This is a genomic window from Winogradskyella ludwigii, from assembly GCF_013403985.1.
GTDB lineage: Bacteria > Bacteroidota > Bacteroidia > Flavobacteriales > Flavobacteriaceae > Winogradskyella > Winogradskyella ludwigii.
On sequence record NZ_JABFDF010000001.1, the window covers coordinates 1236125 to 1262241 of the forward strand.

Below are 26117 nucleotides of genomic sequence, written 5' to 3' on the forward strand. Positions count from 1 at the left end.
ATGAATAAACCTGAAGTTGTAATGATGGGTTTGGGATATATAGGCTTACCAACAGCAGCCTTAATAGCTCAAAACGAAACCTATGTTCATGGTGTTGATATAAATCCAAGTATTGTAAAAATTATAAATGAAGGTAAAATACATATAGTTGAGCCAGATTTAGATATTGCAGTGGCAAAAGCAGTCCGTAAAGGCTACCTAAAAGCAGATATTAAACCTGTTGAGGCTAATACGTATTTAATTGTTGTGCCTACTCCATTTAAAGCTAAAAACGAACCCGATATATCATTTGTAGAAGCTGCTACAAAAGCAATTATTCCTTTATTAAAAGAAGGAGATTTATACATAATAGAATCAACTTCTCCGATTGGGACAACAGAAAAAATGATGAGTCTAATCTATTCTGAACGTCCAGAATTAAATGAGAAATTATATATAGCCTATTGTCCAGAACGTGTTTTACCAGGCAACGTAATGTATGAGTTGGTTAACAACGACAGAGTGATTGGCGGTGTAAATGAAGCGTCTACAGAGAAAGCTATTCAGTTTTACGACCAATTTATAACAGGAGATTTACATAGAACGAATGCGCGTACAGCAGAGATGTGTAAATTAGTAGAGAATTCTTCTAGAGATGTGCAAATTGCATTCGCAAATGAATTGTCATTAATCTGTGATAAAGCAGATATTAATGTTTGGGAATTAATTGAATTAGCTAATAAACATCCACGCGTTAATATATTACAACCAGGTTGTGGAGTGGGTGGTCATTGTATTGCGGTAGATCCTTATTTTATAGTTTCAGATTATCCAATGGAATCTCAAATTATAGGAAAAGCAAGAGAGATTAATAATTATAAATCATTTTGGTGCGCAGAAAAAATACAATCTACTAAGCTTCAATTTCAATTGAAACACGGAAGAAAGCCAAGTGTAGCATTAATGGGACTCTCGTTTAAAGCAAACATTGACGACTTAAGAGAATCACCAGCAAAATATATTGTACAAAAGGTTTTACAAGATTCTAATGATGAAGAATATTTTATAGTGGAGCCTAATATAGAGAGTCATAAAGTCTTTAAATTAACGAATTATAAAGACGCTATAGAAAAAGCTGATATCATTGTATTTTTAGTAGCACATAAAGAATTTTATGATCTAACAAATCTAAAAAATAAGACCATTTTAGACTTTTGCGGAATAACATCTAAGAATTAATTTTGATAATACCAACAATAAAAATTCCTCTAATAATTTGGTTTTTGTTGTATTCCATAATTTAAGCTATTGTCATTAGTATTTTAATTGAGCTTAAAAAGTATAATCAAATAAATATAATGCATAAATTATAACGCTTTAAAACTGAAAATGTTAAGTTTAAACATTGTAAATTCTAATATATCTCAGATTTTTTTTCTGTAAAGGTTTTAGAATTTCTTAAAGTTGTTATTTTTGTTTGAAACAAAATACTAAAGGTGTTGATAAACGATAGAGAGGTATTTAAAATTTTAATATAAAGTAAAAGTAAAAGTAAAAGTAAATGAAAGGAATTATACTAGCAGGAGGGTCAGGGACAAGATTACATCCATTGACTTTGGCTGTAAGTAAGCAGTTAATGCCTATTTACGATAAGCCAATGATATACTATCCTCTATCTACATTAATGTGGTCTGGAATTAGAGAAATTTTAATCATTTCTACTCCAGATGATTTACCACTATTTAAGAAGCTTTTAGGTGATGGGAAAAAGTTTGGTTGTGATTTTCAATATGCTGTTCAAGAAGAGCCTAATGGTCTCGCCCAAGCGTTTATAATCGGTGAAGAATTTATTGGCAATGATAAGGTCGCTTTAATACTTGGAGATAATATTTTTTATGGTTCAGGTTTATCCGAATTATTGCAACAAAATAATGACCCAGATGGAGGTATTGTTTATGCATATCATGTTCATGATCCAGAACGCTATGGAGTGGTTGAATTTGATAAATCAGGCAAGGCAGTATCAATAGAAGAGAAACCCGATCATCCAAAATCTAATTACGCAGTTCCTGGTATTTATTTTTATGATAATTCAGTGGTTGAAATCGCTAAAAACATAAAACCAAGTAAGCGTGGTGAACTAGAGATTACAGACGTTAATAAAACGTATTTAAGTCAAGGAAACTTAAAAGTGAGCGTATTAGATAAAGGTACTGCTTGGTTAGATACAGGTACTTTTAAATCGTTAATGCAAGCGTCGCAATTTGTTCAGGTTATAGAAGAACGTCAAGGTTTAAAAATTGGAGCACTTGAAGAAGTCGCTTTTAGTATGGGTTATATTAATGAGACGCAATTTAGAGCTCTAATAGAACCTTTAATTAAAAGTGGTTATGGTAAACACTTATTAAGTTTGTTATCTAAGTAAAGAACATGACAATTAAAGAAACGAAATTAGAAGGATGTTACATTCTGCAGCCTAATGTTTTTAAAGATAAAAGAGGTTATTTTATTGAAAGTTTTAACCAAAAGACATTCAACAGAATGTTAAATTTGGATGTGAACTTTGTTCAAGATAATGAATCTCAGTCTTCTAAAGGTGTTTTAAGAGGTTTGCATTATCAATTAGGTGAGTTTGCTCAAGCCAAATTAGTAAGAGTTATTAAAGGTAGTGTCTTAGATGTTGCTGTAGATATGAGAAAGGATTCAAAAACTTTTGGAGAATCTGTTTCAATAAAACTTACGGAAGATAATAAAACTCAACTTTTTGTACCAAGAGGTTTTGCACATGGCTTTATTGTATTAGAAGACGAAACAATTTTTAGCTACAAATGCGATAATTTCTATAATAAAGAAGCAGAAGCAGGTGTAATATATAACGATGAACATTTAAATATTAATTGGCAATTACCAAGTACAGATTTTATTCTATCCGATAAAGATTTAGTATTACCTACATTTAAAAATGCCATAGTATGATAAATGTATTAGTTACAGGAAAAGATGGTCAGTTAGGGCAATGCTTTAAAAGTATCGCTTTCGCACATCCTAATATTAATTTTATTTTTAAATCCTCTTCTGAATTAGACATTACAAATGAATCTCAAGTCAATGAAGTTTTTAAAACTTTTGAGAGGTTAGATTATTGCATTAATTGTGCCGCTTACACAGCTGTAGATAAAGCTGAAGAAGAAATAGCGCTATCAGATAAAGTTAATTACTTAGGATCCAAAAACCTGGCTATAGCATGTAGGACGTTTGGTGTTGTTTTGGTTCAAATCTCAACAGATTTTGTTTTTAATGGAGAATCAACTCAACCTTATACAGAGCGTAACACTACAAATCCTTTAGGTGTTTATGGTCAATCAAAATTAAAGGGAGAGAAAGCAATTGAAGACGTATTAGCTGCTCATTTTATAATTAGAACATCTTGGTTGTATTCTGAGTTTGGAAACAATTTTCTAAAAACCATGCTAAGGTTAGGTAAAGAGCGTAGTGAGCTGAGTGTTGTAAGCGATCAAATAGGAAGCCCAACTTATGCTATTGATTTAGCTAAGGTTGTTATAGAATTTATTGAAAGTAGAAATACGTCTTATGGAATATACCACTATAGCAATGAAGGCGTTATTAGTTGGTACGATTTTGCTAAAGAAATTTTCAAATTATCAGATAATAATTTGAATTTAAACAAAATAGAAACTAAAGATTACCCAACTGCAGCAGTTCGTCCAAAATATAGCGTACTTAGTAAATCCAAGATAAAGAATGAACTTGGAGTTATAATCCCTAATTGGAAAAGCAGCTTAAACAATGCAATTATTAATTTAAAGAAGATGGAGACTTAGCGGTTTCTTTTATCTTAATTTGGTGTGTTAATACTACATTAAAAATGGTAGTTTTAGTCGTTAAAAAAAAGATTTATAATTTACAGGTCCATAAAATATGAAAAGAGCATTAATTTACCTTTTGTTTGCAGGCACACTATTTCTATTCGCTAGCTCTTGTGGTGAAGAGAAAAAAGAAAAAATAACAGGACCTATAATCATTGAGGATAAAGATTTATTTTCATTAAAATTAACAGCTATTGTTAAGGAAGACGATTCGTTTGATGTATTCTATGTTCAGAATGAAAATGAAAAGTTTACAGGAAAACAAATTATTACAACAAAAGTTACAGGAAGTGATTTAGAACAAGATATATACTTTAAACTTCCAGAAGGAGATTACCCTTATAATTTAAGGTTAGACCTTGGAGTTAATAAAAATCAGATAGACGTAACAATTATAGATCTTACAATGCAATACTCTGATGATAAGTATAAGATAATAGGAAAGGATCTTTATAAACATTTCAATTTTCAAGATGTTTTACAAATGTCCCCAGATTCAACCAAATATAAAGTGTCTTTAAAAGATAAACACGATCCTTTTATAACTGGTAATGACGGTTTTAAAGTGATTTTGAATTCAAAAATTTAATAAAAAAATATGTTTAACTTAACCAATAAATCAATCTTAATAACTGGAGGAACGGGTTCTCTAGGTAAAGCATTAACCAAACACATTCTTAACAAATATCCTGAAGTAAAGCGATTAGTTATATATTCTAGAGATGAGCAAAAACAGTTTCAGATGGCTCAAGAGTTTTCTAATTCTGAATTTCCTCAAATCAGATATTTTATTGGAGATGTTAGAGATAAAGAACGTTTAATAAGAGCTTTTCAAGGCGTAGATTACGTTATCCATGCAGCAGCAATGAAACACGTACATATTGCAGAATATAACCCAGACGAGTGTATTAAAACAAATATTGGAGGTGCAGAAAACGTTGTTGATGCGTGTTTTAAAACAAAAGTAGAACGTGTTGTTGCATTATCTACAGATAAAGCATGTGCACCTATAAACCTATATGGAGCAACAAAACTAACTTCAGACAAGTTGTTTATTGCCGCAAATAATATAAAAGGAGATAAGCCTATTAAATTTTCTGTGGTAAGGTATGGTAATGTTATGGGTTCTAATGGCTCAGTAATTCCATTTTTTCTTAAGAAGAAAAATGATGAAAATGAATTACCTATCACAGATCCTAACATGACTAGATTTAATATCTCACTTCAGGGTGGAGTAGATATGGTAATGCATGCTTTAGAACATGCTTGGGGAGGAGAGTTATTTGTTCCTAAGATTCCTTCTTATAAAATCATGGATGTTGCAGAAGCCATTGGTCCCGATTGTAAAAAACCAATTGTTGGTATTAGACCAGGTGAGAAAGTGCATGAGGAAATGATTACGTCATCTGATTCTTTTTATACTTATGACCTAGGAAAATACTATACTATTTTACCAGCGACACACCAATGGAAAACAGAAGATTTTGTAAAGGCTTTTGATGCAAAAAAAGTGGAACAAAGTTTTAGTTACAACTCTGGAGATAATGAAGAATGGGAAACAGTTGAGAGTTTAAGAAACCTTATAAAAGAGCACGTAGACCCAACATTTGAAGTGTAATTTTAGCATGAAAAAAATAGCTATTATTCCTGCAAGAGGCGGAAGCAAGCGCATACCAAGAAAGAATATAAAACGCTTTATAGATAAGCCTATAATTGCCTATTCTATTGAAGCAGCAGTTAAAAGTAACCTTTTTGATGAGGTCATGGTATCTACAGATGATGCTGAAATTGCTGAAATTGCTAAAACTTATGGAGCCAAAGTTCCTTTTTTACGCAGTGATGTTAACTCTAATGATGTAGCAACTACAATAGACGTTATTGCCGAAGTCATAGAAGCATATAAAAAAGTAGGTCAGGAATTTGATTATACCTGTTGCATATATCCATGCGCACCATTTGTAACAGCACAGATTTTATCTTCAAGTTATAATAAGCTTAAAGCTGATGATTTAGATTGCGTATTTCCTGTTTTAAAATATGGTCATCCTATTCAAAGAGCTTTAAGAGTAAAAGCCAATAATAGAATGGAAATGATTGCTCCAGAAAATATGCAAATAAGAACACAAGATTTAGAAGCAACTTATCATGATCTGGGTCAGTTTTACATGTTTAAAACCGAAGAAATCATTTTGAATAACAGACTGTGGAATGATAATACAGGCTTTATAGAATTAAAAGAAATAGAATCTCATGATATAGATACTATTGATGATTGGGAACTTGCAGAATTTAAGTACAAGTATTTAAAAAATATTTAATGAGGGTTTTAATCACTGGAGTTTCGGGAATGTTAGGTGCTACTTTAGCTACAATGTTAGCCAAGGAGCACGAAGTTTTTGGAACAGGAAATTCTAATTATGATGAGCAGCCTAAAAACTATAAAGTTTTAGATTTAAATTCTGAGAATTACCAAGATATCATTACGTGGTCTAAACCAGAAATTATAGTCCTGTCAGGTGCTTTAACCAATGGTAATTACTGTAATAATAATCCAGATGAAGCGTTCAGTATTAATGGAATATCCGTTAAAAAGTTTGCTGAAGCAACAAATAAAAATGTAAAATTCATTTATATTTCAACTGATGCTGTTTTTCCATCTGCACTTCATTTAGCTAAAGAAACAGACTGTGTTTTTCCTGAAAATGTCTATGGAAAATCAAAAGAATTAGGAGAATTTTTCACTAAATTGAGTGATAGAGAGTTTTGTATCATCCGAACAACAATTGTTGGGTTAAACCTAAATTCTAAAAAAGCAGGTTTTGTAGAATGGATCATTAATGCTTCTAAAAAAGCTGAGGAAATTTCTTTATTTGATGATGTTGTATTTAATCCAATTTCTATTTGGGAGCTTGGAGAGGAAATAAAACACATTATTTCATTAAAAGATTTTCCGAATGAAATAGTACACATTTCAGGAACCGAAATTGTTACGAAGTATGAATTTGGAATGGAATTATTAAAGCGTTTAAATTTAGACACAACCACAATAAAAAGTGGTCTAATATCGTCTTTTAAAGATAGAGCAAAACGCTGTAATGATCAAACTCTTAATTGTAATTATTATCAAGAAAAATATAAAAGAAAATTACCAAAGCTTGCAGACACTTTGCAAACTATAAATCAATATTATGAAGCAGATAAAATTAGGAAATAAGATAGTTGACGATAATACGTTATATTTTATTGCAGATATAGGTGCAAATCATAACGGGTCTTTAGAAAAAGCTATTGAGTTAATTCATTTAGTTAAAGAAGCTGGTGCTGATGCCGCAAAATTTCAAAATTTTTCAGCTAAGAAGATTGTTAGCAAGTTGGGGTTTGAGAATATGAAAGGTAAACTCTCACATCAATCTAATTGGGAGAAGTCGGTTTTTGAAGTTTATGAAGATGCAAGTATCAATAAAGATTGGACACCCATTTTAAAAGCAGAATGCGATAAAGTAGGATTAGACTATTTTACTAGCCCTTATGATTTTGAATCGGTTGATTTGGTAGATCCTTTTGTAGAATTATATAAAATAGGATCTGGTGATGCCTCTTGGTTAGAGATTATAGACTACGTTTTGGGTAAAGGCAAGCCAACACTACTAGCTACAGGAGCTTGTGATTTGGAAGATGTAGAACGAATGATGAAACTAGCTTTAAGCAAAACCAATGATATTGTTTTAATGCAATGCAATACAAATTACACAGGTAGTGCAGAGAACTTTAAATTTTGTAATTTAAATGTTTTAAAAGCCTATAAAGAAATGTATCCTAATACGATGTTGGGTTTATCAGATCACACTAGTGGTCATGCAACTGTTCTTGGTAGTATTGCGTTAGGTGCTAGAGTTATTGAGAAGCATTTTACAGATAGTAACGACCAAGTTGGTCCAGATCATGGTTTTGCAATGAATCCATCAACCTGGAGAGATATGGTAGATAGATCTTACGAGTTATTGGCTGCTTTAGGTGATGGAGTAAAGCGAGTAGAAGATAATGAGAAGCAAGCTTATGTTGTGCAAAGACGTTGTATCTGTTCAGCATCTAATCTAAAAGCCGGACATGTATTGTCTAAAGAAGATTTAGAACCACTTAGACCTATAGGAGAAGGCGGTTATCAGCCGTATCAATTAGAGGAGTTAATAGGAAAGGAATTGAAGAAGGACATTGTGTTTGGTGAGCACTTTACAAAAGAAAGTATTGTATGATTAAAGGAGAAAAAGTTGGTTTAAGAGCTTTAGAAAGAGAAGATTTAAAGTATTTAAGAGATTGGAGAAATAAAGAAGACTTTAGAAGAAACTTTAGAGAGGTAAGAGAATTGTCTTTAACCGATCAAGAAAAGTGGTTCGAAAGTATTCAGAACACCAAGCATATCAATTTCATGTTTACTATTGTAGATTTAGAATCGAATGAACCCATAGGTGCTGCTGGTTTACTTTATATAAACTGGATTAATAGATCAGCAGATTTTTCATTTTATATTGGAAAAGACGATATTTATATTGACGACAAAGACGCGTCTTTAGAAGCTGTGAATCTATTAATAAAGTACGGTTTTAATAACTTAAACCTTAATAAAATTTGGATGGAACTGTATGAGTTCGATACTAAAAAGATAGATATTTTTACCAAGAAGTTTAACTTTAAGCAAGATGGTTTATTGAGAGAAAACTGTTTTGAAGATGGTAAATATTGGGATTCCTATTTAATATCTTTATTAAGTAAAGACTTTAAGATATAGTATGATGTAAATCTACTGTATGTAGTATGTAACTTTTTGATAGTACTGATGTGGTATCGTTACATTTTAAAATAGTTGAGCTTAAGGGTTTTTACTATTAAAATTAAAACAGCCTTAGATATTGTCCTTGATAAAGATCATAAATTTTTTTAAACAGAATAAAAGACTATTCAGTTTTATGGCCTTGAGCTATGTAGATAAAGCTGTTATTTTTTTACTTCCAATAATTGTTTTATTTTTTTTTAGAGATAAAACAGTTTATGTTTCAATTGAGTATATTTATTCCATTACCATAGTATTAATTCCTTTAATAGACGTAGGGTTATCCACCTACTTTTTCTATCAATACAGAAATTCTGACGACCACAATAAAACAGTTGAAACATTTAAAAAAGTGTTTCAGAGGCTTTATTTAGTGATCTCTTTTTTAGGGTTATTTGCAATACTGCTAAATCTCTTTGTCTTTGAATATGAGAAATTTATTGTTTTTATCGTCTTTAGAGTTCTTTTTGTATTAGTTACTACATTTTTAGCATCGTATTATAGGCTAATAAATAAGCCAGAAAAAGTGGTTTTAATAACCATAGTATCTAATTTTATATCACTTTCATTTCTTCTGTTTTATTTCTTTTTTGACTACGATTTTTCCCTTTGGTTAATCTTTGCAGGACAAATTCTGTTTTCATTATTTTATTTTTTTAAAAGCTTCAACTTAGTTTTCCTAGTAAAACAATCTACCGTAAGTTTTAATAAAATAAAAACGGTACTAAAAGGGTCGGTGTTGTTTTCTTGGCCAACTATTATTCAGATATTTTTAATAATGTACATTACTAATTACGGTAAAATTCATGCACTGACAAATATGCCAATAGAAGATGGAGTGCTTTTATCTCTTATTCAACGTTTTTCAATGGTTATATTTCTTACTCATTCTTCTCTATTAGCTTACATGGTAAAATCCATATACATAGAAAAAAACATTTTAGGTATTAATAAAAAAATACTTTTTAAATACTTAGGCTTGTTAATAATGACGATGATTATTGTAATGTTAATTAGTGGCATTTATTTAGTTTATAATTACGATCAAGATAATGTGCAAAGACCAATATTTATAGCAACATTAATTATAGTACAAACTTTTATGAGTTGTGTTTACGCCTACTTAGAACTTAATTATGGTAGAGAAAACAAAAATATAATTAAATTGTATCTGGCTATTTTTGGAGCTGTCTTGTTTTTCTCATTATTGATGTTCTTAAAAATTGATTTCTTAGAAAAAATAGCAATAGCAATGTTTATTAGTACATTTGCCTCACTTTTATTAAGTGTTACAATACTTTATAAAAGAAATTATAAGCTAGTTTAATTAAGAAGATATTCAACAGAGTAGAATGAAGAAAAAGAATATATGCTTTATTTCTAATTATTACAAAACTCAAGTATTTGTAGAAATAGCAAAGACTTTAAAAAATCATAATATTGAAAGCTTTTGGATAATTCCCAACAAAAAACAATATGATGAGCTTCAAGACATATTTCCTATTAATCAACTGTTATATATAGGTAAAAAAGAGGTTTTATCAACAAATAATAGTATTGAAACCTCAATAGACTTTAAGATTAATGAATTGGTTTATGGAGATCGCGTTTTAAAGCACGAACCATCTAAATGGTCTTATGATTACTTAAACAAGCTTAGCTCGCTTTATAGCAACTTTATAATAGAGAATAACATTAGTTATGTTTTTGGAGAATTAACATGGGCACATGAGCTTATTGCATTTAGATTACTCTCACAAGATAAATCACTAAATTGTAAGTTTATAAACCCTCACACCATTAGAATACCAAATGGTCGTTTTACATTTTTTACTAATGAATTTCAATCTAATATTTTAGAAACAGAGAATAACGCAAATGTAAAAGATGATTTTATTAAGCTAGAAAAACCAGCATATTTAGCATTAAATGATAAGCTACTAGCAAAAAAAGGAACAATATCACATAGCTTAGTGCTGTTGAAAAATTTTATTCTTAGAACTAACCAAGATGCAAATGATCCTACGCTTTATAGCAACCCATATCATCAATTTAAAATAAGAACGGCAGAAATCTATAATAGAATTATATTTAAAAATTTTGTTACAGAAACAAAAATAGAAACTCTCCCAAAAGATAAAAAGCGCGTATTATTTACCTTACATAAGCAACCAGAAGCTTCAATAGATGTAATTGGTCGTTATTACGAAAACCAATTAGATTTAATTCATAACATTTGGAGAATTTTACCAAAAGACTATGTGCTCTTAGTAAAAGAACACAGCAATGCCATTGGAGATCGAGATTTTAGCTTTTATAAATCGGTAAAAAACCTTCGTAACGTATACCTTATAGATAATAAAGCAGATACGCACAAGTTATTAGATTCTATAAGTGCTGTATTTACAGTTTCTGGTACTATAGCTTATGAAGCCGCATTAAAAAGTAAACACAGTTTCACTTTTGCGCCAACGTTTTTTAATAAGCTAAAAGGATGTAAACAAATAGCATGGTCAGATTTTAAAGAGAATAGCTTAGATAATCTTATTAAAGAAAATACAGAAGGTCTAGATCATGCCGAGTTTTCTAAGTGGCTCCTTCAAAATTCTTATGAAGGTATTATGTCTGATTCTTTTGGAGATCCTAGGTGTGTAATGAGCGAAAATATTGAATGTTTAAGCAAAGCCTTTTTAACAATTATTGATTAATGGTTTTAAAAAAACTTAAAATTGATTATTATCTAACATTACTATTTTTACTAATAATAGTATTGTATAAAGCAGATGCCTTTGTACCTATATTTATAATTCCAATTTTACTTATTTCTTATTACAGAATCATTATAAAACAAGACTTTACAATAGTTCTTATTTTAATGCTTTCTGCAAGGTTAATGATGGGACCTTTAGTACCTAAAAACCCAACAGTTTTTAATATTGTAAATTTATTATGTAATTATATACCTATAGGCATACTTCTACTGTTTAATTTTACTAAGCTAAAAACCGTAAATCTTGGTGGAATTAAAAACTTAAAATGGACCATTTTATTTGTAATTTTTATACTGATTTTTAGTTTATTTAGCCTTCCTTATTCCTTTTCAGTTTTTGCTCAAGAAACACTTCCATTAGTTTTCTTTTTATTAGCAGCACTGTTTATTGGTTACAAAAGAATAAATTTCAATTACCTCTTAAACTTCTTTAGATATTCATTTCTAGCCTGTGTCATTATATATTTAAGTCCACACTTTTATGAACAGTCCATACATTTGTTTCTAGATAATATCATTTTTAAAGATGAGATTGTAAGAATAGTTCTTAAAGTCGCAAGAAAAATTCCTCGAAATACAGGGTTTGTTTTCGATTTTAGAATTATGGGACAACTATCCTGTATTTATCTATTACTCTTGTATTATACTAATAAAAAGAAAAGCTATTGGGACATTATACTACTTAGTTTGGTGTGTATATCAACATTCTCTAGAGGACCAATGATTATCCTCGTATTGTTGTTTTTAGGTATTTATTTACCTGAAAAAATTAGAATTACCAAACGCTTATTAACAAGCCTAGGAGTGGTTTTTTTATTGCTAATAACAATGATCATCTATGCGTTGAATAATGAAACTATTCAGAATTTTGTTCAAACATTAAACCCACTAAATAAAGACAACGCAATTTCTCAAAGAGGTATGTTTATAGATTACTCTTTTGATAGATTTTATGAAAACCCTTTAGGTAACGGAATAGGGTCATTGTCAGCTCCTGGGGCAGATGTAGAAGTCTTTGCTGGTTATACAAATTTTCATAAAAAAGTGCCAGACAAGGTGGTTTATACTAAAGTTGGTGATGCTTATCTAGCATTATCTTTAGCAGAAAAAGGAATCTTAGGATTCATCTTAATGATCTTATCTTTATTAGAAATATTTTATAGTAATAAGAATAGAGTGTCACTATTTTTTACCATTGGGTTGTTTATAAATTTAATAGGAACAGATATTCCCAAACAAGGTTTTTTCTATTTTACATTGATCATAATTTATTACGGATTAAGTCAAACTAAGCGTATTGAAAACCCTCTAGATAAATCTAAAATTTACGAGTAATAGTAGGTATTCGTTAATAATATCTATATTTTTGAATAAAACTAAATTTTATGATAAATTTATCTAAGTTACAGGCCAATAAAGATGAGTTACGTAGTAAATATTTAACAAATAAACCTTTTCCATACTTAATTATTGATGATTTTTGTGATGAAGAAAAATTACTTCAATTAAGAAAAAACATACCTGAGTTAGATAATAAAAGTAGGGATTATATGTTTGCTAATAATAAGTTTGAGAAATCTAATTATAAAGAATTAGGACCTCTTTTTCTTGAACTTTATAACGATTTAAAGTCTGATGAATTTAACGAATTTTTATCCTACATTTCTAATAAAACCATTTTTGTAGATCCAAAGAATCATGGAGGTGGTTTACACCAAGGAAAGAAGAATAGTTTTTTAGACATGCATTTAGATTTTAATTACCATCCACTTCAAAAAAACTGGTTTAGGCAAATGAATCTGTTGTTGTACTTAAATACAGATTGGAAAGAGGAATATGGAGGGGAATTAAAGATTGAAGACTTAAGAACAGGTGAAAAAGCTGAATTAGAAGTGCCATTCAATAGATTAATAATACAAGAATGCGGACCTTATTCTCTACATGGTTACGATATGACTAATTTTCCGGATGGAAACTTTAGAACATCTGTAGCAACCTACGCCTATACAAAACATAAGATCTTGATGGAAAAACCAAGAACAACAGATTGGTTTCCAACAGAAGATTCATCAGAGCTAAAGAAATTTGTTGCTAAAAATTATAATTTTGCTGTTAAGCTTAAAAATAAATTATTTGGTAGCGGAACAGCTAAAAATCAATAACATAAGGTGGTTTTAGTTTATGAATATATTAATCGACGCTCATGTTTTTGATAGTAAATATCAAGGTACTAGATCTCATCTAAAAGGGCTTTATTCGGCCCTTATTCCGATATGTAAAAACTGGAATTTCTTTTTCGCAGCGACTGATGTAGAAAATTTAAAAGCTGAATTTGGTGAATTTGATCATGTTACATTTCTCAAATTAAAAAAACAGAATAAAGTTTTTAGGTTAATAAATGAATTACCTAAAATTATTAAAAAATATAATATTGATTATTCTCATTTTCAATATACAATAGTGCCAATAAGCAAGTGTAGATATATTGTTACTATTCATGATATTTTGTTTGAACAAAAAGAGTTTAAGCACTATTTTCCTCTTAAAGGTCGAATAATTAATCACTTACTTCATAAATTTTCTGCTAAAAAAGCTGATATTCTATTAACAGTATCTGAGTTTTCCAAAATAAAAATTTCTGAATTATATAGCATTAGTAGTGACAGTATTTACGTAACACCTAATGCGGTTAATGACGAATTTTATAATACAGAAATTCCGCAAATAGATACACCATCAAAATACATACTCTACGTTTCAAGAATTGAACCTCGTAAAAATCATTTAAATCTCTTAAAGGCTTTTGTTGAATTAAAATTAAAAGATAAGGGTTACAAACTGGTGTTTATTGGAAAGAGTGATATTGCTTATCCAGAATATGAAGCATATAAAAATTCATATAAAGAAGAATTAGGAGAGTCACTAGTCTGCATAGAAAATATTAATAATGAGGGATTAGTTAGTTATTATAAGAATTGCTCACTTTTTGTTTTTCCTTCGTTTGCAGAAGGTTTTGGAATTCCACCATTAGAGGCTATGGCGCTTCAGAAAAAAGTACTTTGTGCTGACACTACAGCAATGAAAGATTTTAATTTACCAACTGAGCTTACGTTTAACCCTTACGATGTTGATGAACTTAAAATTAAAATTGAAGAATCATTAGTTAATGACTATGATTTTAACGCTTTATATGAAGCAATTTTATCAAAGTACAACTGGAAAGTAATTGCCAAAGATTTCAAAACAATTATAGAATCGGATTATAAAAATAAGTAATAATAATTTGAAAGTTAAGCAACGTTTTCTATCGATATTATTAATTATCATCGTTTCTTTCTCTATAGGATTAGGGGCTTATATTTTTAAAACATATACAGTATTAGATGAAAATATAACCGCTATCGAGATCGTACTTAATAGTCATTTGACAAAAGATGCCGTTCCAATTACATATGCTGTTAAAGACGAAAGTAAAAAAATTGATTTTACCACTCCGTATTTTTATAAAAACGAGGCAGATTCTACATACACAGCCAACATTAGTGGTAATTCTAAAATAAGACGCGTTAGGTTATATTTTGAAAAACCGTCTAAAAATCTTGCGATATATAGCATTAAGTTAAAAAGCGAAAATAAGATTCGTGATATTAAATTGAGTGAAATTAAAACTGTGGATCGCTTAAAACTCAAGGGTTCAAATAATGGTTATGCAATAGACGTTAGAGGTCAGCATGCTTTTATTGAGTTGCCTAAAGGATATATTTACAGTTCAGATTTTAATAATGTTTACCTATTAATCATTCCTTTACTAATTCTAATTGGTCTAGCTTTATTAGTTATAAAACATCTAAAACCTTTAGATTTAAAGCCAATTAGTATACAAAGTGTCACTATAGCTGTTCTTATTTTAAGTGTGTTTTTACCAGCACCTTTGTATAATATTGCTTTAATTGTAATGGCAGTTTTAAATGTTAAGACCATTTCGTGGAGAGCTATAAAATCTCAGAAGGTAAACCTTCTAATTTTAGGGTTTTTCTTAGTCTATCTTTTAAATAATCTTTTTGTTTCAGTAGAGAGTTTCAATGAGATGTCTACCATTGAGAGGTTTCTACCTTTGGCAATTTTAGGCATAGTTTTACCGTCTTTATCCGATAGAAAGTACTTAGCCTTATTTCCTGTTTCGGCTTTATTGATAGGATTCTGGTTATTATTAACATCCATTTTTGATGTTTTTATACACCAAAACTTTGAGTTTTTATCTTTCGACTATTTTACAAAATATTTACACCCTGTCTATTTTTCATATCTTTTGTTTTTTTCCATCTGCTATGTTAATTTATACTACCAAGGTAAGAGCAAGTATATTTTAGAGTTTGTGTTGTTTATGTTTTTAATTTTCAGCGGATCTAAAATGGTGTTTTTATTTTCTTTGTTGGTTATCTTTTTAAACGTTATAAGAAACAAGAAGGCTTTATTTTTAATTTTTCCAATACTTATCGTCGTTACATTGTTTTCGCCTTTAAAAAAGCGATTTAATGAGGTTTTAAATACAGAAGATTTATCAATTCTTAAGGAAAAGCATATTGCAAATTCAAACGACAGTCGTATAAATGGTTTAACCTTGCGTTTAATATTATGGAGAGAAGCATTGGCAACAATGAGTGGTGCAGATTTTTTGTTAGGAAAAGGAGTTACTAAAGAAACCAATGCACTTTTAAACACGAGATTGGATAGTTTAGGACTTAAAAATCATGTTACTTTTAACCCTCATAATCAATATATAGATACGTTCTGGAGAACAGGATTTATTGGATTATTGATTTTAATTTCAATACCTTTATATTGTTTTAGAAAAGGACTTAAAAACAACGATGTTTTGTTAATTCAGTTGTCATTATTTTTTATAGCTGTTATGCTTTCAGAATCAGTATTTGGAAGAGTAAATGGAATATTCTTTTTTACAACACTAACCCTTATCTTAATTAATAGTAGTAGACCAAATGAAAATAGGAATATTAGGCACGAGAGGAATACCAAATAATCATGGAGGCTTTGAGCAATTTGCAGAATATTTTTCAATCTACTTAGCATCAAAAAATCATGAGGTATATGTATACAATTCTCATGATCACCCTTTTCAAGATAAAAACTTTAAAGGAGTAAACATTATACATTGTTACGATCCAGAATATAAAGTTGGAACGGCCGGACAATTTATTTACGACTTAAATTGTATTAGAGATTCAAGAAAAAGAAAATTCGATGTCCTTTTACAACTAGGTTATACTTCGAATTCAATTTGGTACAGATTGTTACCTAAAACACCAATTATTATTACCAATATGGATGGAATGGAATGGAAACGTTCTAAGTATTCAAAAAAAGTAAGAAGATTTCTAAAAACGGCAGAGCGCTTAGCAGTTAAAAGTAGTGATTATCTAATTGCAGATTCTATTGGAATTCAAGATTATTTAATGACTACCTACAAAAAGGAATCTGAATTTATTGCTTATGGAGCAACGGTATTTAATTCAGCCAGCGATGAGGTCTTGTCCAAATACAAGGTCACTAAAAATGAATATTGTTTAGTTATTGCTAGATTAGAGCCAGAAAATAATATTGAGACTATAATTCGTGGTTATGTAAAATCTAAAGTAAAGTATCCATTAATCATTTTTGGAGGTTTAAATGAATATGGAGAAGGTTTAAAAAACACCTATTCTAATGATTCTAGAATTCAATTTGTAGGAGCTAATTATAATCAGGAGCAATTAAATAATCTGAGATATTTTTCACGGTATTATTTCCATGGACATTCAGTAGGTGGTACAAATCCATCACTATTAGAAGCAATGGCGTCAAACACTCTAATAATTGCTAATAGCAACATTTTTAATAGAAGTATTCTAAATGAAGATGCGCTATATTTTGATAATGCTGAGGATATTGAGGGTATTTTGAATAAAGACACTGCTTTTGATTTAAAATTGAAATGCTCTACAGCCAATACTAATAAAATAAATAGTACATACAATTGGCCAAAAATAAATTCATTGTACGAAAATTTTATACTACAAACAATCAATGCTAAATAATAAATTAAGCTTTAAGTTAAACCCAAAAGGTTTTAATTACGGTTACATAATTCTTTTATTTTTTGTTCTAAGTCTATGCGCTGATTTTATAGATAAAATCGAGATTTTTCATAAAATAGACTTCATAAAATTCAATAGATTATTAAAAGGAGCATTCATTATTTTCTGTCTTTTTTTTATAATTAAACATTTCAAATTTGTTTTAAAAGAATTAAAATATGTCTTAGTACTAACTTTAATTCTCTGCGTAATATTCTTAATTAAAATCGATTATTTAGACCTTTATAAACAAGAGTTTTTGAGGTACGTATTTTTGTTTTTAAGTTTTCCATTATTATTCTATGTGTTTTATATTGAAAAGTTAGATATAAAAACAAGCTTATATAAAGTATTCAAATACGCAATTCTGTTAAATACTGTTGTAATTATAATTGGAGCTTTATTTAGCCTTAAAATCGTTGAAACCTACAAATTTACTAGGTTTGGATATAATGGTATTTTGTTAAGTCAAGGTTTTACGCCTTATTTTTATTTAGCTGCAACAATGCTATTTTGGTCTTTTAGAGATAAAAAAATGTTTTTACTAACGTTAATCTTATCTATTGTATCTGGTATTAAAGGGGTATATTTTGCGGAGTGTTTAGCGTTGAGTTTAATGGTTTTATGTAATAAAGAATTGAGTAAGATGTTTAAGATAAAAGTATTATCTGTACTCTTTATTGTCTTTGCGGCATTGGTTATCATATTGTTAAATACACATCCGTTTAAGGAGTTAATGGATTCAAATAGTTTTCTATCAGCATTATTTTCTTACAGAACTGATAATTTACTGTGTGAAATTGAAACTTTATCTAGAGATAATTTTAATATTTTTATTGGTGCCAATGGTGCAGATATTAGTAGACTAGAGCTTCAGATTGTAGATATATTTATGTTTTTTGGTTTAACAGGTTTACTAGTCTATGGTGTTTTTGTTTTTAAGTTAATTAAGATTATTAAAGGAAATACTTTAGCATTAATCTTTTTAGCGACTGCTGTTTTATTATCAGCTTTAAGTGGGAATTTATTTTACATACCATTATCTTCTTTTGTTTTAGTCATTACGTTATTTAGCTTAGTACAAATACAAGACTCAACGGTTTAAATAATAACCTCTTAAGTGGCTTTGGTATAAATATTTTTTTAGGAATTATTTATAGAGTAAATAAAGCATATTATTTTTGCGGAATATTTAATAATATTATAGTTGTTGTCATATATTTATACTAAATTTTAATTCAACTAAACCTGGTCATTTTTTTAGAGATGTTTAGGTTTTTTATTCTGTAATCATTACAGTTTTAATCACAATTTTTAGATTTGAGTTTATTTAAACAAGGCAGATATTCTGGGTATTTAAGACCTATTTCATACTTAATAGATTTAAGTATAATTAATGGTATTGCAATTTTGTATCTTGTAAAACCAGAGGATGTTGTAATCTTTTCTGTTTTTATATCTTTCGGTTGGGTTTTAATTTCTGTTTATTCCAATTTTTATGAAGTTTATAGATACACTAGACCTGTAAACGTAATCTCATTAGTTGTTAAACAAACGATTTTATTTTTACTGTTTGTCTTTGCATTTTCTGGACTTTATCATGAATTTGAAATATACCCTAGACCAATAGTAAAATACACCATGCTCTGCTTTCTGTGTATTACTATTTTTAAGTTTGCAGTGTATTACCTATTACAGCGCTATAGAGTATCTTTTGGTGGTAATTATAGAACGACTGTAATATTAGGTCAAAATAAAAAGACTATAGCCTTACAGAATTTCTTTGTAAATAGTATAGAATATGGTTATTCACATAAGAAAACCTTCAATTTTAAAAATAAACAACAATCATTAAAAGAGTGTTTTCAGTATATTCTTGAACATGGTATTGATGAGATTTATTGTTCAATTTCAGAACTAACTAATGCGCAAGTAGAAGAGGTGGTTGATTTTGCAGATAACAATCTTAAGATATTAAAATTTATTCCAGATAGTAAAGAGATTTACTCGAAGAAACTTAAGTATGAATATTACGATTATATTCCCATCCTTACCTTAAGAACAATACCGTTAGAGGATTCTATTAATATGGTTTTAAAACGGGTTTTTGATATTCTATTATCTAGTTTTGTGATTGTATTTGTGCTATCATGGTTAACACCTATTATTGCAATTTTTATAAAGTTAGAATCTAAAGGAGCCGTCTTTTTTAAACAATCTAGAAATGGATTTAACTACAAGGAATTTGACTGTTATAAGTTTAGATCTATGACACCAAATAAGGACGCTAACCTTTACCAGGCAACACGTGGAGACGATCGTGTTACTAATGTAGGTAAGTTTATTAGAAAGACAAGTATAGACGAGTTACCTCAATTTTTTAATGTCTTATTTGGCGATATGTCTGTTGTAGGTCCAAGGCCACACATGGTAAGTCACACAACAATGTATGCTAAAAGGATCGATAAATTTATGGTAAGGCACTTTGTTAAACCAGGAATTACAGGTTTAGCGCAAACTAGCGGATACAGAGGTGAAGTAGAAACAGACAAAGACATTATAGGTCGCGTAAAATACGATATCTTCTATATTGAAAACTGGTCAATGCTACTAGATATTAAAATCATAATACAAACCTTTGTCAACGCTATTAAGGGAGATGATAAAGCCTACTAAAGAACTTTCTTAAGTGTTTCTAATTGTTTATAGAAATCAAATTGAATCCTGGCTGTATTCTGAATAGCTATTTTTAAATCAAGGTTTAAATCCGTAGGTAATATAGATTTTAGAGTTTTATTTAAAGCATCGTAATCACTTTCATTAGCCACCCAACCAAGCTTGTTTTTTTCTATAATCGCTTCGCCTTCACCACCTCCAAAATAAAGCATAGGCAAACCCAATTTGGCATATTCAAAAATTTTAGAAGGTACAGATCCATAAATTCTATTCAATAAAGGAATAACAGTAAGGTCATAATCCAATAATACTTTATGTAGTTCCTCTCTATTTACTCTACCATGAAAATATAGCGGTAAGTCTTTGTTAGTGTTAATTAAGTCTTTAATAGCTTCCTCTTCAGCACCAGAACCGTAAATATGAAACTCAATAATATCGTAATTCAATTCATTACAAAGTCTATATATACCCTGTGCTACACCTAAAAGTCCAGCATATACCATTTTTATTTTTCCGTTATCATCTTTGTTTTCAGAGAGTATAGGGAATTCAATTTCAGGAAAATTTCTGTAAAGAAATAATTCCGGTTTTGTAGTTATCGTCTTAATATGTGTAAGTATTTCATTGCTTTGCCCTAAAATAAAATCGGCTTTTTTATAGTTGAAAGCCTCAAGTTTTTTTAGAATATTATAAGCGAAACCATCTTTTAGAGCACCTAATTCTAATCCAGCACTTGGCCAAAGATCACTCACGTTTAATATTAACTTTCTTTTTTTAGATCGTAAAAAGAACATGCAAGTAAAAGAAACTAAAAGTGGTGGAGATTGCACAATAACTTTATTCGGAATCTTATGCCACATAAAAAACCAGATTAAGCTAAAGCTATAAGAAAGCATAGCAAACAAGCGTAAAAACTTGTTTTTAGACACAGAGGCGTAAATCCATAATCGGTTAATTGTAATTCCATTTTCTTTGGACTTAGAGCTGAATTTTCCTTTATAGTCCTTAAAAATTTTTCCGGTTGGGTAATTCGGTAAAGGAGTTACAACACTAACATGATATTCCTCTTTTAAACCTTCGGCCAAATGATAGATACGATTTGAAGCCGCACCAATTTCTGGTGGAAAGTAACTGGTAATTATCATTAAGTTTTTCACTAATCCTTTATTTTAAATGAGAGGTAAATTGTTTCAGCTTACCAGATTTTGAGCGTTTCAGTTTATCTAAACGCTCAAAATTAATAGTAATATCGGGTTCTAGGTAACGTATCACGGCTTTTTTAATTGTAGTTTCTTCAGCTTCAGAAAGTTCTATTTTGCTTACATAACTAATTTTAAAAGTATCTAATTGAAATTGTTCAACAATAAATTCTGAAACATTGCCGTCGTTTTCAATGACGCTTTTGGTAATGTAATAAAAGGTGAGTCCAGCCGCTTTCTTTCCACTTGGTAGCACAACAATATCATTGGTTCTTCCAATCAGTTTTTTAAGAATAGGTTTCTTAATCGTACTATTTTTAGATAAAATTCCAATATCGCCAATATCGTATCTAATAAACGGGTGGGCTTTATTGTATAGTGAGGTAATAACAATTCTACCTTCTTCTCCATAGGGTAAAACGGTATTATGTTCATCTAAAATTTCAACATAAAGGGTTTCGCTATTTACTTGCCACTCATCGTTTGTGTTTTGAAACCCAATAAGATCTAACTCAGAAGCTCCATACTCGTTAATAACAGGAAGGTTAAATTGTGTTTCTAGCAACTGTTTATCATCATCAAATAGCATTTCTGAGGTTACAATACAAGCCTTTAAACTAGGACAAACAGATTTTAAAGTGATGCCTTCACGTTTCAAGTATTTTGCAAACTGAACAATAGAGCTTGTGTACCCATTTATATAATCGAAGTCTGTAGATTTAAACTTCTTTAAAGTGTTTTCAAACGCAGTATCGCTTAAATCAAATACCGAAAACCGAAATCTATTACTAAAATAGTCTTTTAAGCGTTCTTTGTAATAGCCTTTTTTATCTAATGGAATACCATAGAATCGTGCTTGTTTAGAGGTGTTAAAATCAATACCATACCACCCAAACCGATTCATTATTTCTGCCCAAGTTAAAGCATGACTCCATTTGTCTTTTGCAAAAATAAAAGGATCACCAGAACTGCCGGACGTTTTATTTACATAACTATTTTTAGTTGTAAAACCGTTACTTAATCGTTGCTCTAAAGGTTGTTGTAAATGACGTTTGGTCATTATTGGTATAGAGTCCCAATCGTCCATATTAATAGCTAATCCAAAGGTTTTATAAAATGAATTATGTTCTAAATGATAAGAAATAATATCTTTTTTTTGTTGACTAACATAAGCTTCAAAATCAGAATTATTTTTAAGTTGAATTTTAGCCAAAGCAGACTTAGCCTTGTTAATATCAAAGCCATTTACTTTTAAAGAGAAATCGAATAATCGCAAAGTGTTTTTTGCTTTTAAGGTTTCCGTAAATTAATTGTTTTTTAAACTTAAAACCAATTATTTTTGCTCAAACAATTTTGAAACATGAATATTTTAGTACTTGGTTCTGGCGGAAGAGAACACACATTTGCATGGAAATTAGCTCAAAGTAAGGGCTGTAACACACTTTTTGTAGCTCCAGGGAACTCAGGAACCAAAGCAATTGCTACAAACTTAAATATTGGTGTTACCGATTTTGAAGCCATTAAATCTGCAGTTTTAGAACATAATATTGATTTAGTGGTCGTAGGACCAGAAGATCCATTAGTACAAGGTATTCACGATTTCTTTTTACAAGACGACGCTATAAAACATGTTGGTGTTATAGGGCCTCAAAAAGCGGCAGCAGAACTTGAGGGAAGTAAAGAGTTTGCTAAGAAATTTATGATACGTCATAACATTCCAACAGCAGCTTATGAGAGTTTTACAAAAGAGAATGTAGAAGATGGTTATAAATTTTTAGAAACCTTAAATCCTCCTTACGTTTTAAAAGCCGATGGTTTAGCGGCAGGAAAAGGAGTGTTAATCCTTAATGACCTAGATGAAGCGAAAGCAGAGCTTAAAAGTATGCTAGTTGATGCTAAATTTGGTGAAGCAAGCACTAAAGTTGTTATTGAAGAATTTTTAGACGGTATTGAATTAAGTTGTTTTGTGTTAACAGACGGAAAAGATTATAAAATTCTACCAACTGCTAAAGATTACAAACGTATTGGAGAAGGCGATACAGGATTAAATACAGGAGGTATGGGAGCTGTTTCGCCAGTACCTTTTGCTACCAAAGAATTTTTAGATAAAATTGAAAACCAAGTTGTAAAACCTACAGTAGAAGGTTTAAAGAAAGATAACTTACCATATGTAGGTTTTATTTTTATTGGTTTGATAAAAGTAGGTGACGATCCTAAGGTTATTGAATATAATGTAAGAATGGGAGATCCTGAAACAGAGGTTGTTTTGCCAAGATTAAAAACAGACTTAGTTGAGATTTTTGAAGCGATGGCAAACCAAACATTAAGCAAAGTGAATATTACTATAGATGAGCGTGCAGCTACAACTGTAATGTTAGTCTCCGGTGGTTATCCTGAAGCTTACGAAAAAGGAAAAGAAATTACAGGAGTAGAAAAAGTAACAGATTCTATTGTATTTCACGCAGGAGCTAAATATCAAGATGGTAAAATTGTAACGTCTGGAGGTCGTGTTATGGCAGTTACATCTTACGGAAACACGTACAATGAGGCCATAAAAAAATCTTACCAAAGTATAGAAAATCTACATTTTGATAAGATGAATTATCGTAAGGATATTGGTTTTGATTTGTAAACCAGTATGTTTTATAAATATGAGTGAGAAGAAATGCTTTTGTTTTCCTCACCACTATCACTGTGTTTTTTAAGTTGTAACATCCAATATACAAATGCAACAAAGGCAATAGCCATAAAAATCCATGACATAGTGTTTGCTGCAAACCAACTTTCTAATTCTAATGCTTTAAGTGCATCAAATGGTGCAAACAACACATTTACAAATAAATCCGCTATTCCGTTGAAGAAATCTTTCATAACTTTATAAATTTACACCAATTCTAATGTTGAATTGGGATTGAAAGGCAAAAGTACAAAAAGAGTTTGAAAGAGCTATAAATGTACGGTTAGAATTTTCACAGCTTATTTTGAATTCGCAATTGTTACATTATATCCTAGTGTATTAAAATGTAAGTGACATTAATAATAGTCTCTTTATGATTACAAGTATTTTTAGTAAATCTAAACCCATAAACTTCATCATTGTTGCAGTTTATGTAACCATACTTTTTTTAATTACTAATTATGCGTTGCTTTTTAAGGACTTTGATGGTGTTTTTAATAATGCCGTTAAATGGGCCATTTCATTATTTGTAATCTTTCTTCTCGATTTTATCGTCGCAAAAAATAATTTAACCCAAAGAAATAGTTATGCTATAATGACCTTTGCATTGCTTTTTGGAATGTTTCCAGAAGCGATGATGCACTTTGATCTATTACTGTCTAACCTGTTCATCCTTTTTGCTTTAAGACGCTTAATAAGTTTACATTCTAACTTAAATATAAAAAAGAAATTGTTCGATGCTGGCTTTTGGATTGTATTAGCTTCGTTTTTCTTCTTTTGGTCTATTTTGTTTTTTGCCCTTGTTATCGTAGCCTTAATTTACCACTCTCAAAATGATTTTAAAAATGTTATAATTCCATTTACAGGCATTGCCACAGGTATAATATTGTTATTGATATTTAATATTGTCGTTTATGACGAGTACTTTAGAGCAGAAGACTTTGAGCGTTATGCTAGTTTAGACTTTTCGGTTTATAATAGTAAAGCAAATATCCTAAAATTTACCGTGTTGTTTAGTTCATTTGTGTGGGTATTCATCTCCTATTTTAGAATAATACCAGATAAAAACAAGAAAATAAAACCTTCTTATTTTTTAATAGCTTGGGCCTCTATAATTGCCATTTTAGTAGCTGTTATTGCTCCTTTAAAAAACGGAAGTGAATACGTGTTTCTGTTTGCTCCTTTTTCTATTATAATGGCAAATTATATAGAAATCATCTCAGAGCGTTGGTTTAAGGAAGTCGTAGTTTTACTCTTATTTATTACACCAATAATTGGTTTACTGTTGTAATTTATTACCAAATGCTAAATCACCAGCATCTCCTAGCCCAGGAATAATATAACCTTTTTCGTTTAAATTTTCGTCTATTGCAGCAATCCAAAGTTTTACATCTGCATCAAAAGCACTAGACACGTAATCAACACCTTCTTGAGCACCAATAATACTTACTAAATGAATGTCTTTAGGAGTGCCAAAGGGTTTTAGAGCTTCAAATGTTGCAACCATAGATTGCCCTGTGGCTAACATAGGATCTGCCAATATTAACGTTTTACCCTCTAAACTAGGGCAGGCTAAATATTCTACTATAATTTCAAAGCTTTCAGGATCGTGCTTATGATGTCTATAAGCCGAAATAAAAGCATTTTCAGCAGCATCAAAATAGTTTAATAATCCATTATGAAGCGGCACACCAGCTCTTAAAATTGAGCATAAAACAATATCCTTTTTGTGTAAGACGGTTTCAGAATTACCTAAAGGGGTTTCAATAGTAGTGGCATTAAATTGAAGCGATTTACTCAATTCATAACTCATTATTTCTCCAATGCGTTCAATATTTCTACGGAAGCGCATGCTGTCTTTTTGAATGGTTTTATCTCTTAATTCAGACATAAAAGTATTTAAGATTGAAGGCGTTTCAGAAAGGTTATGAATTTGCATATTATGGAAATTGGTTCAGTGGTTAAAG

General features: G+C 30.0%; 25 protein-coding genes. 21 read left to right on the plus strand and 4 right to left on the minus strand.

The annotated features are described in order from the left end of the window. The 19 genes from wecC (at nucleotide 1) to HM981_RS05295 (ending at nucleotide 20274) form a co-directional block, all read left to right on the plus strand. Nucleotides 1–1218 (plus strand): UDP-N-acetyl-D-mannosamine dehydrogenase, encoded by a 1218-nt coding sequence (gene wecC / locus HM981_RS05205; protein WP_179337512.1) that lies wholly within the window; start codon nucleotides 1–3, stop codon nucleotides 1216–1218. Between the two features lie 322 nt (nucleotides 1219–1540). Then, the gene (gene rfbA, locus HM981_RS05210; protein WP_179337513.1) at nucleotides 1541–2404 is read left to right on the plus strand and encodes a glucose-1-phosphate thymidylyltransferase RfbA; all 864 of its coding nucleotides are present in this window, start codon (nucleotides 1541–1543) and stop codon (nucleotides 2402–2404) included. A gap of 5 nt (nucleotides 2405–2409) precedes the next feature. Then, nucleotides 2410–2955, plus strand: a complete 546-nt coding sequence (gene rfbC / locus HM981_RS05215; protein WP_179337514.1) for a dTDP-4-dehydrorhamnose 3,5-epimerase — start codon at nucleotides 2410–2412, stop codon at nucleotides 2953–2955. Continuing rightward, nucleotides 2952–3821: a dTDP-4-dehydrorhamnose reductase gene (rfbD, locus tag HM981_RS05220; RefSeq protein ID WP_179337515.1), complete on the plus strand. Its 870-nt coding sequence runs from the start codon at nucleotides 2952–2954 to the stop codon at nucleotides 3819–3821. The genes rfbC and rfbD overlap by 4 nt, the downstream gene beginning before the upstream one ends. 97 nt (nucleotides 3822–3918) lie before the next feature. After that, on the plus strand, nucleotides 3919–4455 hold the full coding sequence (locus tag HM981_RS05225; RefSeq protein WP_179337516.1) for a hypothetical protein: 537 nt from the start codon (nucleotides 3919–3921) through the stop codon (nucleotides 4453–4455). 9 nt (nucleotides 4456–4464) lie between these two features. Next, nucleotides 4465–5484, plus strand: a complete 1020-nt coding sequence (pseB, locus tag HM981_RS05230; RefSeq protein WP_179337517.1) for a UDP-N-acetylglucosamine 4,6-dehydratase (inverting) — start codon at nucleotides 4465–4467, stop codon at nucleotides 5482–5484. Between the two features lie 7 nt (nucleotides 5485–5491). After that, nucleotides 5492–6184 carry a pseudaminic acid cytidylyltransferase gene (gene pseF / locus HM981_RS05235; RefSeq protein WP_179337518.1) on the plus strand — a complete coding sequence of 231 codons (693 nt, stop codon included), beginning with the start codon at nucleotides 5492–5494 and terminating at the stop codon, nucleotides 6182–6184. Further along, a complete protein-coding gene (locus tag HM981_RS05240) occupies nucleotides 6184–7080 on the plus strand; it encodes an SDR family oxidoreductase (RefSeq protein ID WP_179337519.1) in 897 nt (298 codons plus the stop codon). The genes pseF and HM981_RS05240 overlap by 1 nt, the downstream gene beginning before the upstream one ends. Then, complete coding sequence (locus tag HM981_RS05245; protein WP_179337520.1) at nucleotides 7055–8119, plus strand: N-acetylneuraminate synthase family protein; 1065 nt, start codon at nucleotides 7055–7057, stop codon at nucleotides 8117–8119. The genes HM981_RS05240 and HM981_RS05245 overlap by 26 nt, the downstream gene beginning before the upstream one ends. Continuing rightward, complete coding sequence (locus tag HM981_RS05250; RefSeq protein WP_179337521.1) at nucleotides 8116–8652, plus strand: GNAT family N-acetyltransferase; 537 nt, start codon at nucleotides 8116–8118, stop codon at nucleotides 8650–8652. The genes HM981_RS05245 and HM981_RS05250 overlap by 4 nt, the downstream gene beginning before the upstream one ends. Nucleotides 8653–9472: 820 nt before the next feature. Beyond that, on the plus strand, nucleotides 9473–10021 hold the full coding sequence (locus HM981_RS05255) for a hypothetical protein (RefSeq protein ID WP_179337522.1): 549 nt from the start codon (nucleotides 9473–9475) through the stop codon (nucleotides 10019–10021). Nucleotides 10022–10046: 25 nt separating this feature from the next. Continuing rightward, the gene (locus HM981_RS05260; RefSeq protein ID WP_179337523.1) at nucleotides 10047–11402 is read left to right on the plus strand and encodes a hypothetical protein; all 1356 of its coding nucleotides are present in this window, start codon (nucleotides 10047–10049) and stop codon (nucleotides 11400–11402) included. After that, nucleotides 11402–12799, plus strand: a complete 1398-nt coding sequence (locus tag HM981_RS05265; protein WP_179337524.1) for an O-antigen ligase family protein — start codon at nucleotides 11402–11404, stop codon at nucleotides 12797–12799. Before HM981_RS05260 ends, HM981_RS05265 begins: the two co-directional genes overlap by 1 nt. A 50-nt stretch (nucleotides 12800–12849) precedes the next feature. Beyond that, nucleotides 12850–13626 carry a 2OG-Fe(II) oxygenase gene (locus HM981_RS05270; protein WP_179337525.1) on the plus strand — a complete coding sequence of 259 codons (777 nt, stop codon included), beginning with the start codon at nucleotides 12850–12852 and terminating at the stop codon, nucleotides 13624–13626. 19 nt (nucleotides 13627–13645) lie between these two features. Further along, complete coding sequence (locus HM981_RS05275) at nucleotides 13646–14740, plus strand: glycosyltransferase family 4 protein (protein ID WP_179337526.1); 1095 nt, start codon at nucleotides 13646–13648, stop codon at nucleotides 14738–14740. Nucleotides 14741–14747: 7 nt separating this feature from the next. Beyond that, nucleotides 14748–16505, plus strand: coding sequence for an O-antigen ligase family protein (locus HM981_RS05280; protein WP_179337527.1), 1758 nt, complete (start codon nucleotides 14748–14750; stop codon nucleotides 16503–16505). Further along, nucleotides 16465–17559, plus strand: a complete 1095-nt coding sequence (locus HM981_RS05285; protein ID WP_179337528.1) for a DUF1972 domain-containing protein — start codon at nucleotides 16465–16467, stop codon at nucleotides 17557–17559. Before HM981_RS05280 ends, HM981_RS05285 begins: the two co-directional genes overlap by 41 nt. A gap of 298 nt (nucleotides 17560–17857) precedes the next feature. After that, entirely contained in the window at nucleotides 17858–18703 is an 846-nt protein-coding gene (locus HM981_RS05290; RefSeq protein WP_179337529.1) for a hypothetical protein, read from the plus strand. A gap of 215 nt (nucleotides 18704–18918) precedes the next feature. After that, nucleotides 18919–20274, plus strand: a complete 1356-nt coding sequence (locus tag HM981_RS05295; protein ID WP_179337530.1) for an exopolysaccharide biosynthesis polyprenyl glycosylphosphotransferase — start codon at nucleotides 18919–18921, stop codon at nucleotides 20272–20274. Here HM981_RS05295 and HM981_RS05300 read toward each other — a convergent pair. After that, the gene (locus HM981_RS05300) at nucleotides 20271–21431 is read right to left on the minus strand and encodes a glycosyltransferase family 4 protein (RefSeq protein WP_179337531.1); all 1161 of its coding nucleotides are present in this window, start codon (nucleotides 21429–21431) and stop codon (nucleotides 20271–20273) included. The two genes, HM981_RS05295 and HM981_RS05300, sit on opposite strands and share 4 nt — an antisense overlap. A 7-nt stretch (nucleotides 21432–21438) precedes the next feature. Beyond that, a complete protein-coding gene (locus HM981_RS05305) occupies nucleotides 21439–22749 on the minus strand; it encodes a phenylacetate--CoA ligase family protein (RefSeq protein ID WP_179337532.1) in 1311 nt (436 codons plus the stop codon). Nucleotides 22750–22833: 84 nt separating this feature from the next. Here HM981_RS05305 and purD point away from each other — a divergent pair, with 84 nt between their 5' ends. After that, entirely contained in the window at nucleotides 22834–24105 is a 1272-nt protein-coding gene (purD, locus tag HM981_RS05310; RefSeq protein WP_179337533.1) for a phosphoribosylamine--glycine ligase, read from the plus strand. Nucleotides 24106–24116: 11 nt separating this feature from the next. Here purD and HM981_RS05315 read toward each other — a convergent pair whose 3' ends face one another. After that, nucleotides 24117–24344, minus strand: coding sequence for a DUF6341 family protein (locus HM981_RS05315; protein ID WP_179337534.1), 228 nt, complete (start codon nucleotides 24342–24344; stop codon nucleotides 24117–24119). A gap of 179 nt (nucleotides 24345–24523) precedes the next feature. Here HM981_RS05315 and HM981_RS05320 point away from each other — a divergent pair, with 179 nt between their 5' ends. Continuing rightward, complete coding sequence (locus HM981_RS05320) at nucleotides 24524–25441, plus strand: DUF6427 family protein (protein ID WP_179337535.1); 918 nt, start codon at nucleotides 24524–24526, stop codon at nucleotides 25439–25441. Here the strand turns inward: HM981_RS05320 and upp are convergent. Beyond that, complete coding sequence (upp, locus tag HM981_RS05325; RefSeq protein ID WP_179337536.1) at nucleotides 25430–26089, minus strand: uracil phosphoribosyltransferase; 660 nt, start codon at nucleotides 26087–26089, stop codon at nucleotides 25430–25432. The two genes, HM981_RS05320 and upp, sit on opposite strands and share 12 nt — an antisense overlap. Between the last annotated feature and the right edge of the window lie 28 nt (nucleotides 26090–26117).